Genomic DNA, 12,343 nt, shown 5'->3' with positions numbered 1-12,343 from the left:
GATGGTGCGCACCTCTTCCTCCATGGACCGGCCGTTTGCCGCTGCGACCAAGCGCAGCTTGTCCTTGATCTCGGTCTCGATGTTGCGAATGGTCAAGGTAGACATGGGGCTTCTCCGTTGTGGTTGCCAGCAATGCTAGCAATGAAGGCGTTTTTGTCAAGGCTGGACACACATCGCCACACCAAAGGCATCATCAAAGCATCTGCTTTCTGAAATAAATGAATACAAAACAATAAATCTGAACCCTAGAATCGAATGAATACCCCGTTATTCATTTCGACGAAAGCGCTAGATTCAAATGATTCATCCACAAGAACAGCAAGACCAGCTCAATGACCGGGCCGAAGCCTTCAGCAAGGAGTTTGCCAATGCCAGCTACGAAATGGGCCAAGCGCAAAACTTTGTGCGTGAGCTGTGCGGCGTGTATGGGCTGAACTACCTGCGCTCGGTGGACTTTGAGCGCCGCGTGGTCAAAGACAGCGGCACGGGCATCAACCGCATTGACGGGTTTTTTCCAGGCCTGCTGCTGGTGGAAATGAAATCCAAGGGCAAAGATCTGGCCGAAGCCTACGAACAAGCCAAGGGCTACATCCCCAAGAACTGAAAACGACGCAGTGCGGGCGTGAAAGCCATGCGCTTGAAAAGCACAAAAATTCCAACGCAGAAACTGGCCGATTTGCCGCATTTGTTTGGCGAAATTCGTCAGCCCAAAGGGAACTATTTGATAGTTCCCAGAGTTTCATCCGAGCGCCGTTCCTTTTTGCCCATTGGCTTTTTGACCGCAGACACAATTTCCAGCGATGCCTGCGTTCTGCTCCCCAACGCCACGCTTTACCACTTCGGCATGCTCAACTCGACCATGCACAACGCCTGGCTTCGCGCCGTTTGCGGTCGACTCGAAAGCCGTTACCGCTACGCCAACACCATCGTCTACAACAACTACCCCTGGCCCACACCCAGCCCAGCGCACCAAGCCGCCATCGAGGCCGCCGCCCAGTCCGTGCTGAACGCACGCGCCCAGCACCCCGAGAAAAGCCTGGCCTGGCTGTACGACCCCGACAACCTGCGCAAAAACAAAAGCCTGCAAGCCGCACACGACGCGGTCGACGAAGCCGTAGACCAGGCCTATGGCTACGAAGAAAGCAACGACGACACCAGCCGCGTGGCCTATTTGTTCAAGCTTAATGAAAAACTCGCTTTGGCCCCCATGCTGGAGCCCGCCGAGCCTGCCGACCCTGCCAAGAAGCCGCGCAAAACAAACAGGCCAAAAGTCGCCAAAAAAGCCAAGATTCACCAGACTCTGGAGAATGCCGTAGCACCCACAATCGGTTTTGGCTCAGCGTTGGTGGCCGTCGGCCAAGAATTGGGGGACAACGGGTTGAATTTTCCACGCGACAAGCGCCCCGTGGAACCGGGGAGTTTCGAGTGATTATTCAGGACACCCACTGGGTGTCAGTCCCCCTCAAACCCTTACCGCACCAAGGGGTCTTGCATTGGCTCAAGCCCTCATCGTCTGGCACTCTGTTCACCACCAGCATCAGCTTGGCACAGTTGCTGGCGGGTGTGGACCTTGTCAAATCCTGGACTTCCAACTGAAGCCTGGGTGCAGCGCAGCCATCCCGAGCCAAACGGGTGCGAACTGCCTGACAATCACCTCTTTTGTATTTCAAGCCAGCAGCGGCTTCTTTTATGGCGATTCAATGGTTTCCCGGACACATGCACCTCACGCGCAAGGCGATTGGGGAGCGCATCAAAGACATTGACGTCGTCATTGAGATGCTGGACGCCCGCCTGCCGGGCTCGAGCGCCAACCCCATGCTGGCCGAGCTGATCGAAGGCAAACCCGCCCTCAAAATCCTGAGCAAGCAAGACTTGGCCGACCCGGTGCAAACCTTGGCCTGGCTGGCCCATTACAACGCCCTGCCTAGCGTGAGCGCCATGGGCCTGGACACCAGCGTGGTGTTTCCCGCCAAGGCCTTGATCGATGCCAGCCGCCAGTTGGCCCCCAACCGGGGCGGCATGGTCAAACCCATGCGCGTGCTCATTTGCGGCATCCCCAACGTGGGCAAGTCCACCCTGATCAACACCCTCAAGGGCAAACGCGCTGCCAAAACCGGCGACGAAGCGGGCGTGACCAAACTGGAACAGCGCATCACGCTGGCCGACGACTTTTACCTGTACGACACCCCCGGCGTGCTGTGGCCACGCATCATCGTTGAGCAAAGCGGCTTCAACCTGGCCGCCAGTGGCGCGATTGGTGTGAACGCGTTTGACGAAGAAGTCGTCGCCTTGGAGCTGCTGAACTACCTGATTCCGAACTACCCGCAAGCGATCACCGAGCGCTACAAGGTGCAAGACGTGGCCAGCCACACCGACGAAACCCTGCTCGAAGCCATTGCCCGCCAACGCGGCGCGATCCAAAGCGGCGGCCGGGTCAACACCACCAAGGCCGCCGAAATCGTGATCCACGATTTCCGTTCGGCCGCCTTGGGCCGACTGACACTGGAAACCCCCGCCGAATTTGCCATCTGGCTGGCCGAAGGCAAAAAGGCCGATGCCGAGCGGGCGCAGCGCAAAAAACCTGCACCGCCCAAAAAAGACACCCAACGCCGCTGAGCTTGACTAGACCTTTTTTAAGCCGTGACCGGCAGCTCAGGCCGCGGCCATCTTGCCCATTTGTGCAGCACGCTGAACAGCGCGGATGATGCGTTCATGCGCCCCACAGCGGCACAGGTGTTTGTCCAAGGCCTGACAAATCTGCGCCCGGGTCGGCTCTGGCGTGTGCTGCAACAAGGCGCTGGCACTGACCAAAATGCCGCTCAGGCAATAGCCACACTGGCCTGCGTTTTCTTCAATAAAGGCTTGTTGCAAAGCATGGGGTTGCCCCACCGTGCCCAAGCCCTCGAGCGTGGTCACGGCATGGCCTTTCACCGCCCACAGTGGCAAATTGCAGGACGTTTGGGGCCGTCCGTCCACCAGCACCATGCATGCGCCGCACTCGCCTTCACCGCAGCCCAATTTGGGGCCCGACAAGCCCAACTCGTTGCGCAAGAAGCTGAGAAAAGGGGTTTTGTCGGGCGCTGTCAGGGCGATGCTCTTGGCGTTGATGGTGATCATGGTCTGTCTCGGGTTTTATCAAGGCACTTCAGCAAAACCCAGCGCTTGGCGCATGGCTGGCTGACTCGGTGAGCAGAGATAACGTGCCAAATCGCAGGCCAGCGTCCAGGCCGTTTGGGCCTCGGGGTCATGCTTGTCTGGATGGGGACGCACAGCAGCCACAGCGTATTCGGTGAACTGACCATGCGGGACCGGAAAATGGCCCAGATAGTGCGCGTCGATCCGATCGGGCCAGCGGGCTTGCAAACTGCGGATGGCATCGGGGGTGAGCACGCACAGGTGGCAGTCCTGCCCCTGCGCCAGGCGGTGGTTCACCTCGTCCAGCGTGTTTTGCAAAGCCCGATAGCGTGTGCGGTACTGCGCCATTTGCGCCCATTGCGGCATGGCCAGGCATTGCTCTAGCCAGACGCGTCCCGCGCCAGCACTGCACATGTCCACCAGGGTCGAGGTCAATGCCGTCATGTCAATACAGCCATGTCATTGCGACGCGTTGAGCGCCTGAAGGATGTGGTCCTGCGACAAGGGCAAGTGGCGAACACGCACCCCCAGGGCATCGAACAAGGCATTGCCCAGAGCGGCCGCCACGGGGGCTTGCACCGACTCGCCCGCCCCCAGCGACGGTTGCTCCGGTTGGTCCAGCACATGGATGGCCAATTCGGGCACTTCGCTGAAACGCAAGATCGGGTAATCGGCCCAGCTTTGGGTCGTGATGCGCGTGCGGTCAAACTGAACCGCCTCTTTCAGGGCCCAGCTCATGCCTTGCAAGGCGCCGCCTTCGGTTTGGTTGATCACGCCGTCCAAGTCCACCACGCGGCCCACATCGACGGCCACATCCAGCTGCAACACACGCAGCGTTTCGCCGGCCTGCACGCGTGCCAAAACCGCGCACCATGCAGAGGTGTTTTTGTAGCGGGCCCAGGCCACGCCGTGGCCCACGCCCTCGGCTTTGGGCTGGTGCCACCAGGTGCTGCGGTCGACCACGGCATTCAATACGGCCAGGCTTCTGGGGTCGTCCATGTGCAGTTTGCGAAACTGCAAAGGGTCTTGTCCACTGGCATGGGCCAGCTCGTCCATGAAAGACTCGATGGCGAACACATTGGCAAACGCCCCCAGGGCCCGCATGGCCGAGGTTCGAATCGGCATGACCGTCAGCCGGTGGTTCACCACATGGGTGTTGTCAAACGAATAACCTGGAATGGCATTGCGGTCCGAGCCGCCCCCTGCAGCCAGCGGCGGGTTGATGGCCAAGGGCAAAGGCTGCCCCTGTGCGCGTTGCGAAGCCCCCAGCAAGGTGGGAATCAGCGAGCGCCCCGGCCGGGAGCTGTACCCGTTGGCCCACAGTTCGTGGTGCCAGTGGCTGATGCGCCCCTGTTCGTCCAAACGGGCCCTGAGCGAGACCAGATGGGCGCTGCCCAGCGGCGCTTGCGACAGTTCGTCCGCACGAGACCACACCACCCGCACAGGGTCACCCGGCTGGGCCATGGCCAACAGGGCCGCGTCAAACGCCACATCGTCGGCCCCGTTGTGGCCATAACATCCGGCCCCCTCCACATGCCGCATCACGATCGCCTGCTTGTCCAGACCCAAGGCCTTGGTCAGGTCATCGCGCAGATTCTGGATGCCTTGGCTGTGGGTCCAGACCTGCAAGGTCTGGCCGTCCCATTGGGCCAGTGCGCAGCAAAGACCAATCGAGGCGTGTGCAATGTAAGGCTTGAGGTATTCGCGCGACAAGCTCACCCCGGCATCGTCAGCGCCAAGGACTTCTCCTTTTTGTATGGGGTAAGTGGTGTCATTCGGCGCGTGTCGCAAGAAGTCGGCCATGGCATGCATGTCGGGCAAATTGGCCGACTCGCGCCAAGCCACTTGCGCTTGCAGCTGGGCCAGTGCAGCGTCCGCCTCGCGCTCGGAGGCGGCCACGATGCCCATAAAGCGCCCATCCACCACCAAGTCAATGGCAGACTGGGCCATGGCATCCAACACATCGACCGGCACGGGGTGATCGGGATGGGCCAATTGGGCCGTCAGCGATGGCGCGCGCAGGACCCGCCCGTGGCGCATGCCCGGCATGCGCACATCGTGGATGAACCGGGGCTGGCCCATGATCTTTTCAGCCAAGTCAATGCGGCGAACTTTGCCATGACCGTGCAGCTTGAGCACATCCACAGGCTTGGGCTGGGCCAAACCCTGGTATTCACGATCCAGACGGATGTCCTTGAGCGCTTCCCAATAGTCCCCCAGCGCGCGCCCTTGGGCGTCGGTGAAGCGCCCTTGCTCGACGCGCAAGGCATGGGCGGGCAAACCATGATGACGGGCCACTTGCTGGAGGGCCAGAAACCGCACTTCGGCACAGGCGTGGCGAATGGCCGATCCGGAGTCCTGAACTGAAATGCTGCTGCTGGTCATGCCCTCGTCAGGCCCTTCCAGGGTGCTGGCACTGACGATGTGCACCTGGTCCAAATCCACATCGAGTTCATCGGCCGCAATGATCGACAAGGCCGTCAAAATGCCCTGCCCCAATTCCACCTTGCCCGTGAACACACGCACCCGACCGGGCTGAGAGAAATCCAGCCATTGCGCCAATTGGCGGTTGGTGTGCAAATTGCCGGGCAACACCGCACGACCGTCATTGCGGTCAAAGGTGAACCCTCGCGGGGCTGCTGTCGTCATTGAATGCGTCCGATGCGCTGGATCGTGACGGATGTGCGGGCCAGATCGGCCTTCCAGAAGGTCTCCAGTTTGCTACCGTCCAAGTCAGCAATTTCTCCGGCGAAGCTTTTACCGACCGTCTCGACACATTGGTTGACCTGAGATGCCGCACGCAAGGCCCGGCACAAAGTGGCCAAAACATCGGTGGGTGTGCCCACGGGTATGTTGAAGTCGACCTGGCCCCCCATCAAGGCCGTCAACATGGGCGCCCCGCCTGCGTCAGGAATGTGACGCGACTCGGTTTGTGTGGCTGCCAGCAGCATCTCGGCCGGGAAATGGTTGATGCCGTAGTTGCCGCTGGACGAATTCGTCATGCCTTTGGGAATGGCTTTTAAGGCAGCCGCAAAGAGCACCGCTTGCGCCGGAACGCTGGCCACACTCGACAAGGTGTACATCAGGGTGTAACCGTCTGCAGTGGCATTGGCGGCCGCAGCCGCACCCATGGCGCCCGAGGCCCCTCGCCGGTGCACGGTCATCTCCGGCTGGCCCAAAGCTTTGTCCAGCGAGGGCTTGAGCGCACGGGCCGACAAATCAGCGATGCCGCCTGCTGGAAATGGCACGGTCAAAGTGACCGTCTTTTGGGGATAAGTCCCCTGCGCCCAAGTTGCCGCGGACCACCCGAGGGCCAACAACACAGAAAGTCTTTTGAAGAAATTCATCACCATGGCTTGTCTCCTTGTCAAACGAATCCAACCAACTGCAGCACTCGCACACCTTGATGATTATTTGGCCAGGTCCACCCAGCGCGTGTCACCTTGGTTTTGCCATGCCCCGCACAGCACAGCCACTATGATGGGCTTCCCTTCAGAAGCACCATGTCCACCCAGCACCCCACCCCCGACAAAGACGCCATCGCCCTGCTCCCGCCTTTTGAGCGCCTGGGTCTGGACCGCATCACACTCGTCACCACCGGCCAGCAGGCGCAAAGTGCATGGGATGCCCTCATGCAATCGTCTGCCTGGGGGTTTGACACCGAGTCCAAGCCCACTTTCAAGGTGGGCGAACAGTCAGACGGGCCGCACATCCTGCAGTTGTCCACCTCCGAGCGGGCTTGGGTGTTTCAGCTGCACGACCCCGAATGCAGCGCGGTTGCTGCGCAACTGTTGGCCTGCAGCGGCATTGTCAAAGCCGGTTTTGGTCTGGGCGATGACCGCAAGCGCATCGTGCACAAACTGGGCATCGAGCCGCAGGGCATTCTGGAGCTCAACACCATTTTTCGCGAACGCGGTTACCGCAAAGACATGGGGGTCAAAGGCGCGGTGGCCGTGCTGTTCAATGAACGCTTCATCAAGTCCAAGAAAGCCGCCACCAGCAACTGGGCCAACGCCCAACTCAGTCAAGCGCAACTGGTGTACGCGGCCAACGACGCGTACGCCGCCATCCGGGTCTGGCAGGCTCTGGGGCTTTGAGGCGCAAGCCCTAACGAGCAGTCACATGCACGGCTTGGGGCTTAGGCTGGAGACACCGGGCAAGACCCGATCCAACACATCGTACTGATACCCGCACTCACCACACAGGACTCAAAACACCGCCTTGCAAACGCCAGGCAGCGCTGGCCATGGTGCGCGCTTCGGCCTCGTCGTGCGTGACCAACACCGCGCGCATGCCGTGCTCGGCAATGCGCTGCGCGAATTCGGCGCGAAGGCTGTCACGCATCTCGGCGTCCAGTGCAGAAAACGGCTCGTCGAGCAGCAGCGCCCGGGGCTCGGTGATGAGTGCCCGCGCCAGTGCCACGCGTTGCTGCTCGCCGCCGGACAAAGTGGTCACCGGATCGCGGCCCCGCCCCACCAATCCAAAGCGCTGCAGCAGATCCTTGGCACGCTGACGCGCCTGAGTACGCGGCACACCCTGCTCGACCAATCCAAAGGCCACGTTGTCTTGCACATTCAGATGTGGAAACAGCACATAGTCCTGGAACATCAAGGCCAACCGACGCCGCTCTGGGGGCCAGTCGCTGATGTCCTGACCGTCCAGCCAGACACTGCCAGACTCGGGCAATTCCAGCCCCGCGATGATTTTGAGCAGCGTGCTTTTGCCGCTGCCGGAAGGCCCCAACAAAGCCACGGTTTGCCCGCGTGCCACTTGCAAGGTCACACCCAGCAGCAAAGGCTGGGGCTGACCGTTCGGGCCGGTCCAATGGTGGTGAATGTGTCGCAGTTCAAGCATGGTTCAAATCGGGTGTGCAGGCCTTCAGGCCGCAGGGGTGGGAGAAGAGGACGCAGCGGCTCGGCCTTCGATCAACACAAACACCAACAGCGCCAAGACCATCAAGCTGGCCGACAGCACCAGCGCTGCATCGAGATTTCCTGCGCCAGGACGCCCCAGGCGCTGGTAGATCAAGGTGCTCAAGGTCAGCCATTCGGGCCGCGACAGCAGCAGCGAGACCGCAAACTCGCCCAGCATGGTGGCCGCAGCAAAGGCCATGCCCCGGCGCAAGGCCAAAGCCAACATGGGCAGCGTGACGCGCCAAAACACCCGCAGCGGCCGTGCCCCCAAAGTGGCGGCGGCTTGGGCATAGTGCTCGGGCAGGGCGTCGAGGGCCGCCGTCAGCGCTTTGGCCACAAACGGATAGGCCAGCAAAGCGTAGGCCGCCACCAAGAGCGGCAAACTGGCCAACCATTGCGGGTACATCAGCAACAAACCAAAGGCCAGCGCCACGGGCGAGACCACCAAGGGCGCATAAGCACTGGCCCGCCAGGCCAAGCCCCAGCGCGGCCAAGGCCTCAAGGCATGCCCTGCCAGTGCATGCAGCAAACCCAAAGCCGTGGCCAGCACCAGCGCCATGGCGGTGAACTGCAAGGTGTTGCGCAAAGCCAGCCCAGTGTCAGGGTCGGCCCATACCGCCGCGCCCTGCCCCCACACGGCTGCGTACAAGCCCTGCGCCAACAGCGCCAACAGCGGCGCGCCGCACAACAAGCCCCAAGTACCCAATGCCAGCCCCCAAAGCGTCCAAATCCACTTGCCCGCCCCCCGCAAAGGACGGCGCGCCACCAGGGTGATGCGCGCCGGATGGGCCAGGCGCCGCTCCACCCAGGCGTAAGCCCAGGCCACGCCCCCGGTCAGCGCCAGCATGGCCACGGCCAAGGCCGCCGCCGGCCCCAGCGCCAGCTCGTGCGCGATCAGGGTGTAAATCTCCACCTCCACCGTGGCGAAGTGCTGCCCGCCCAACACCAAGGCCAGGCCAAAGCCGGTGAAGCAATACAAAAACACCAGGCACAACGCCGAGGCCAACCAAGGGGCCACCACCGGCCACTCGACCCGCCAAAACGCCCGCCAGGGCGTGGCCCCCAAAGTGCGTGCCAGCGCCACCTGCTGTGCGCTGACCTGCGCCAAGCCGTCGCTGCCTGCGCGCACCACCAAACCCAGGTTAAAAAACAAATTGCCCAGCAGCAGCAACCAGGGGCTGCCTTGCAAGGACACACCCGCTTGCGCCAAAGGCTCACCCAGCCAACCGCGTGGCCCCCAAAGCGACAACACGCCCAGCGCCGCGACCAGGGTGGGCACCACAAAAGGCAGCAGCAAAGCGCGCTGCCACCACAGCCGTCCGGCAAAATCCAGCCGCGCCAGCACCCACGCCATCGGCAAACCCAACATCAGACAAGCCACGCAGGTGGTCACAGCCTGCACCAGCGTCCAGCCCACGCGCCACTGCAGGTGCGCATCGCGCCACCAAGGGCCGGTGTCGGCCAGCACCAAGCCTGGCACCGGTTCACCCCACAAGCCTTCTAAGAGCAAGCGCGCGACCGGCATCGCCAAAAACACCAAGGCAAACAGCAGCGGCAAAGCGGCCAGCCCCAAGGCGCTGCCCCTTGGGGTAGTCAGCCACAGGCCCCAGGTCCGTGGTCCTGTCACTTGAGCACCACCTGCGTCCAGCGCTGCTGCCAGCGGGCGGCTTGCGTGCTCAGGGTTTGCAGCGGCAATCGCTCAAATTTGGTGGGCGCTTGGGCGTATTGCATCACCGCATCGAGCGGCACACCGGGCTGCACCGGGTACATCCACATGCTGGTTGGCAGCGCCTGCTGCACCGGCACAGAACGCAAAAACTCGATGAACTTCACGCCCGCCAAGCGTGCGGCTGGCGCAGCGCCCTTGAGCAAGGCCGCGCCTTCCACCTGGCGGAACACACCACCGGGCAAAAACAAATTGGCCGTGGGCGATGCGCCCAGTTTGTCCTTGCTGTAGAACACCTCGGCGGCAGGGCTGGTGGCATAACTGACCACCAAGGGCCGGGTCCCGCCGTTGTGGCTGAACTCGGTGTAATACGCCTCGCTCCAGCCCTTGACCACCTTGACGCCGTTGCCGCGCATCTGGGCCCACCAGTCCCAAGCAGCGGCTTCGCCCAAGCCCGCCACCGTGGCCAGCAAAAACGCCTGGCCAGGGCTGGAGGTGGCTGGGTTGGGCACCACCAACAAATCGCGGTACGCTGGCAAGGCCAGCGCCTGCAGGTTTTGGGGCAAGGCCAGACCTTTTTTCTGGAACCAGACTTTGTCGATGTTCAGGCTCACAAAGCCCTGGGTCACCGGCACCACGCCACCGACCACGCCGCTGTCGGCGCTCGGCGCTGGCAGGTCTTTTTGAGGGGCAGGTCCTTCGGCCATGCCCGCCAGAGCTTTGCTTTGCGCGGCCGCGCCGGGGTAGGTGTCGAGGATGCCACTGGCCAGGGCGCGGGGCAGCAAGGTGTTGTCGATGCCAAACACCACATCGGCCACGGGCGCGGCGTGGCTCAAGATCAACTTGTTGAGCATCTCGCCAGCGTCGCCCCCTTTGATCAGCTGCAGCTTCACACCCGCATCTTTTTCAAACTGCGCCAGCAAGGGTTTGGGCAGGTCAAACGAGCTGTGCGTCATCACGCGCAGCAGCGTTGACTTGGGGCTTGGAGACTGTTTTGGGGGTGCGTTTTGTGCCAGCGCCTGCCCCGACGCAGCCCAGACCATGGCGCCGCTCAGCACCCATGCCAGCCCGGTGCCGGTCACCAAAAACCGCCTTTGCATCGCCAACCGCCTTTCGCTCAACAAGCCGCGAAGGGCATGACAGCAACGCCGGTCAACGCACAAGGGCGCTGGGGTGGCAATCGCATCACGCTCCCTACGCTGGCACAACCCAGATCAGGTGAGAGGGGTATGTCTCAGCCCAGGCCGCTCCTGCGACCAGGCACCCCCGGTGAAGTTGCCGATTGTAGCGAGCAGGTGCCGCGAGACCAGACGATCAACACGACAACCGCGGCTTTGAATCATGCCCACACCATCACAAGCTGATTGGCTGACCGATTGCCACCGATCCAGGATGTGCGCTCGCTCGATGTCATCAGATGACAAGCAAGCTGATAAACATCGAATAAACAAGAATATCGATCAACTTTAATCTTCTTTTGACTGAACAAAAAAACGCCTATTCTCAACCACTTTGTTGTACTCCTAAAAGGATCACGCTTCATGAAGTTTGCACTTTGGTCGGTATTTGTTTTTCTCGTGCTTCTTTGGACAGGCCTGATCGGGCTGGCCGAACAACTGACCGCATGGCTTTTGAACTCCACAGCCTCAGGCCAGATTGGGGATCTGGCCTCGCAAGCTCTGCAATGGCCGGTGCCCGCATGGTTGAGCCCCTGGGTGGACACCGCCTGGATCAAAGCGGTGCAAGACTCGGCACTCGGCCTGGTGCAGTGGCTGGGCCAAATGCTGCCTTCAGGCAGCGGCCTGATGGGCTGGGTGTCTGTGCTGATGTGGGCGATTTGGGCCTTGGGCCTGGCCTTCTTGCTGGCGCTGGCGGTGGCAGGGCACTGGCTGCTTCAGCGCCGAATCCGTCAGACACTGCACCATGGACAATTCTGACCACCGATCCGACGTGCGCAACCCTTTGGCCCAGCGGCTGCGCGATGCGGCCGAGCAACACCGAAGTGCGGACAACGCTGGGCCCACTCAGCGCCTGGACTTTTCTGAACTGATTGGCCTGCACGGCGAGGCGTCTGTAGCCGTGCTGCTGATGCTGCTGGCGGTGGTCAGTGTGCTGCCGGTGGCGGGTGCGGGCACCGTGATGAGTCTTGGCATTTGGGCCATCGCTTGGGCCTGGTTGCGCGCGCAAAGCAGCGTGCAACTGCCCGCCCGTTTGGGTCAGATCAAACTCAGCGCACGCTGGACCGGCCGCTGCCTGCACGGATTGGCCTGGATTTACGAGATGAGCAACCGCTGCCTGCGCCCGCGCTGGGCCGTGTGGTCACACACCAGCACCCGGCTGTGGTGGGGCAGTTGGATCGCCTTGATGGGTCTGGTCATTTTCTTGCCCCTGCCCCTGGGCAATGTGCTGCCCGCACTGAGCCTGATCTTGCTCAGCCTGGGCTGGATGTTCAGAGATGGCCTGGCCTTGCTGTTGTCTTGCGCCTCGGGAGCGGCCGCCGTGGCCTATGTGATTTGGCTTTGGGAATGGGTGAGCAACGCGGTGCTTCAGGTTTGGTCAGGCTGGCCCTGGTAAGGGCGCGGTTTGGGCCCCATCTGCCTGCGCTTGCCGCCCAAGTGACAGGCCCACA

The 12,343-nt window shown here is 61.8% G+C and carries 15 protein-coding genes and 1 riboswitch; of the genes, 7 read left to right on the top strand and 8 right to left on the bottom strand.

What is annotated here, in order from left to right:
• A partial coding sequence (locus ACIQ47_RS05075; RefSeq protein ID WP_396437123.1) for a FitA-like ribbon-helix-helix domain-containing protein occupies window positions 1-105 on the bottom strand: 105 nt, incomplete at its 3' end.
• 193 nt (window positions 106-298) lie between these two features.
• Here ACIQ47_RS05075 and ACIQ47_RS05070 point away from each other — a divergent pair.
• From ACIQ47_RS05070 to ylqF, 4 genes are all read left to right on the top strand, one after another.
• Window positions 299-604 (top strand): type IIL restriction-modification enzyme MmeI, encoded by a 306-nt coding sequence (locus tag ACIQ47_RS05070; protein ID WP_396437122.1) that lies wholly within the window; start codon window positions 299-301, stop codon window positions 602-604.
• Window positions 605-622: 18 nt separating this feature from the next.
• Window positions 623-1,429: a type IIL restriction-modification enzyme MmeI gene (locus ACIQ47_RS05065; RefSeq protein ID WP_396437121.1), complete on the top strand. Its 807-nt coding sequence runs from the start codon at window positions 623-625 to the stop codon at window positions 1,427-1,429.
• A gap of 20 nt (window positions 1,430-1,449) precedes the next feature.
• The gene (locus tag ACIQ47_RS05060) at window positions 1,450-1,596 is read left to right on the top strand and encodes a hypothetical protein (protein ID WP_396437120.1); all 147 of its coding nucleotides are present in this window, start codon (window positions 1,450-1,452) and stop codon (window positions 1,594-1,596) included.
• Window positions 1,597-1,689: 93 nt separating this feature from the next.
• Window positions 1,690-2,616, top strand: a complete 927-nt coding sequence (ylqF, locus tag ACIQ47_RS05055; protein WP_396437119.1) for a ribosome biogenesis GTPase YlqF — start codon at window positions 1,690-1,692, stop codon at window positions 2,614-2,616.
• A gap of 36 nt (window positions 2,617-2,652) precedes the next feature.
• On the opposite strand, the gene ACIQ47_RS05050 is transcribed toward ylqF, so the two are convergent.
• The 4 genes from ACIQ47_RS05050 to ACIQ47_RS05035 are packed head-to-tail and all read right to left on the bottom strand — an operon-like array spanning window position 2,653 to window position 6,389.
• On the bottom strand, window positions 2,653-3,117 hold the full coding sequence (locus ACIQ47_RS05050; RefSeq protein WP_396437118.1) for a (2Fe-2S)-binding protein: 465 nt from the start codon (window positions 3,115-3,117) through the stop codon (window positions 2,653-2,655).
• An 18-nt stretch (window positions 3,118-3,135) separates the two neighbouring features.
• Entirely contained in the window at window positions 3,136-3,579 is a 444-nt protein-coding gene (locus ACIQ47_RS05045; RefSeq protein ID WP_396437117.1) for a hypothetical protein, read from the bottom strand.
• 15 nt (window positions 3,580-3,594) lie between these two features.
• Window positions 3,595-5,784 (bottom strand): molybdopterin cofactor-binding domain-containing protein, encoded by a 2,190-nt coding sequence (locus ACIQ47_RS05040; RefSeq protein WP_396437116.1) that lies wholly within the window; start codon window positions 5,782-5,784, stop codon window positions 3,595-3,597.
• Complete coding sequence (locus ACIQ47_RS05035) at window positions 5,781-6,389, bottom strand: hypothetical protein (protein ID WP_396437115.1); 609 nt, start codon at window positions 6,387-6,389, stop codon at window positions 5,781-5,783. Before ACIQ47_RS05035 ends, ACIQ47_RS05040 begins: the two co-directional genes overlap by 4 nt.
• Window positions 6,390-6,638: 249 nt before the next feature.
• On the opposite strand from ACIQ47_RS05035, the gene ACIQ47_RS05030 reads away from it, so the two are divergent.
• Window positions 6,639-7,232 carry a 3'-5' exonuclease gene (locus tag ACIQ47_RS05030; RefSeq protein ID WP_396437114.1) on the top strand — a complete coding sequence of 198 codons (594 nt, stop codon included), beginning with the start codon at window positions 6,639-6,641 and terminating at the stop codon, window positions 7,230-7,232.
• A 97-nt stretch (window positions 7,233-7,329) separates the two neighbouring features.
• On the opposite strand, the gene ACIQ47_RS05025 is transcribed toward ACIQ47_RS05030, so the two are convergent.
• The 3 genes from ACIQ47_RS05025 to ACIQ47_RS05015 are packed head-to-tail and all read right to left on the bottom strand — an operon-like array spanning window position 7,330 to window position 10,814.
• Window positions 7,330-7,989, bottom strand: coding sequence for an ABC transporter ATP-binding protein (locus tag ACIQ47_RS05025; RefSeq protein ID WP_396437113.1), 660 nt, complete (start codon window positions 7,987-7,989; stop codon window positions 7,330-7,332).
• Between the two features lie 24 nt (window positions 7,990-8,013).
• Complete coding sequence (locus tag ACIQ47_RS05020; protein WP_396437112.1) at window positions 8,014-9,675, bottom strand: ABC transporter permease; 1,662 nt, start codon at window positions 9,673-9,675, stop codon at window positions 8,014-8,016.
• A complete protein-coding gene (locus ACIQ47_RS05015; RefSeq protein WP_396437111.1) occupies window positions 9,672-10,814 on the bottom strand; it encodes a thiamine ABC transporter substrate binding subunit in 1,143 nt (380 codons plus the stop codon). The genes ACIQ47_RS05020 and ACIQ47_RS05015 overlap by 4 nt, the downstream gene beginning before the upstream one ends.
• Before the next feature lie 73 nt (window positions 10,815-10,887).
• A riboswitch (TPP riboswitch) is annotated at window positions 10,888-10,992 on the bottom strand.
• 263 nt (window positions 10,993-11,255) lie between these two features.
• On the opposite strand from ACIQ47_RS05015, the gene ACIQ47_RS05010 reads away from it, so the two are divergent.
• Entirely contained in the window at window positions 11,256-11,651 is a 396-nt protein-coding gene (locus ACIQ47_RS05010; RefSeq protein WP_396437110.1) for a hypothetical protein, read from the top strand.
• On the top strand, window positions 11,638-12,288 hold the full coding sequence (locus ACIQ47_RS05005; RefSeq protein ID WP_396437109.1) for an exopolysaccharide biosynthesis protein: 651 nt from the start codon (window positions 11,638-11,640) through the stop codon (window positions 12,286-12,288). Before ACIQ47_RS05010 ends, ACIQ47_RS05005 begins: the two co-directional genes overlap by 14 nt.
• The last annotated feature ends 55 nt before the right edge of the window (window positions 12,289-12,343 follow it).

The sequence above is a fragment of the Limnohabitans sp. genome (genome assembly GCF_044373035.1).
In the GTDB taxonomy this organism is placed as follows: domain Bacteria; phylum Pseudomonadota; class Gammaproteobacteria; order Burkholderiales; family Burkholderiaceae_C; genus Limnohabitans_A.
Note: the sequence above shows the minus strand (reverse complement) of the source record. Positions and strands in the feature narration are given on the sequence as shown.

Bases quoted from the DNA above. Each gene is read 5' to 3' on its own strand.
- ACIQ47_RS05070 (WP_396437122.1), top strand. From the start codon at position 299: ATGATTCATCCACAAGAACAGCAAGACCAGCTCAATGACCGGGCCGAA.
- ylqF (WP_396437119.1), top strand. From the start codon at position 1,690: ATGGCGATTCAATGGTTTCCCGGACACATGCACCTCACGCGCAAGGCG.
- ACIQ47_RS05050 (WP_396437118.1), bottom strand. From the start codon at position 3,117: ATGATCACCATCAACGCCAAGAGCATCGCCCTGACAGCGCCCGACAAA.
- ACIQ47_RS05045 (WP_396437117.1), bottom strand. From the start codon at position 3,579: ATGACGGCATTGACCTCGACCCTGGTGGACATGTGCAGTGCTGGCGCG.
- ACIQ47_RS05040 (WP_396437116.1), bottom strand. From the start codon at position 5,784: ATGACGACAGCAGCCCCGCGAGGGTTCACCTTTGACCGCAATGACGGT.
- ACIQ47_RS05030 (WP_396437114.1), top strand. From the start codon at position 6,639: ATGTCCACCCAGCACCCCACCCCCGACAAAGACGCCATCGCCCTGCTC.
- ACIQ47_RS05025 (WP_396437113.1), bottom strand. From the start codon at position 7,989: ATGCTTGAACTGCGACACATTCACCACCATTGGACCGGCCCGAACGGT.
- ACIQ47_RS05015 (WP_396437111.1), bottom strand. From the start codon at position 10,814: ATGCAAAGGCGGTTTTTGGTGACCGGCACCGGGCTGGCATGGGTGCTG.
- ACIQ47_RS05010 (WP_396437110.1), top strand. From the start codon at position 11,256: ATGAAGTTTGCACTTTGGTCGGTATTTGTTTTTCTCGTGCTTCTTTGG.
- ACIQ47_RS05005 (WP_396437109.1), top strand. From the start codon at position 11,638: ATGGACAATTCTGACCACCGATCCGACGTGCGCAACCCTTTGGCCCAG.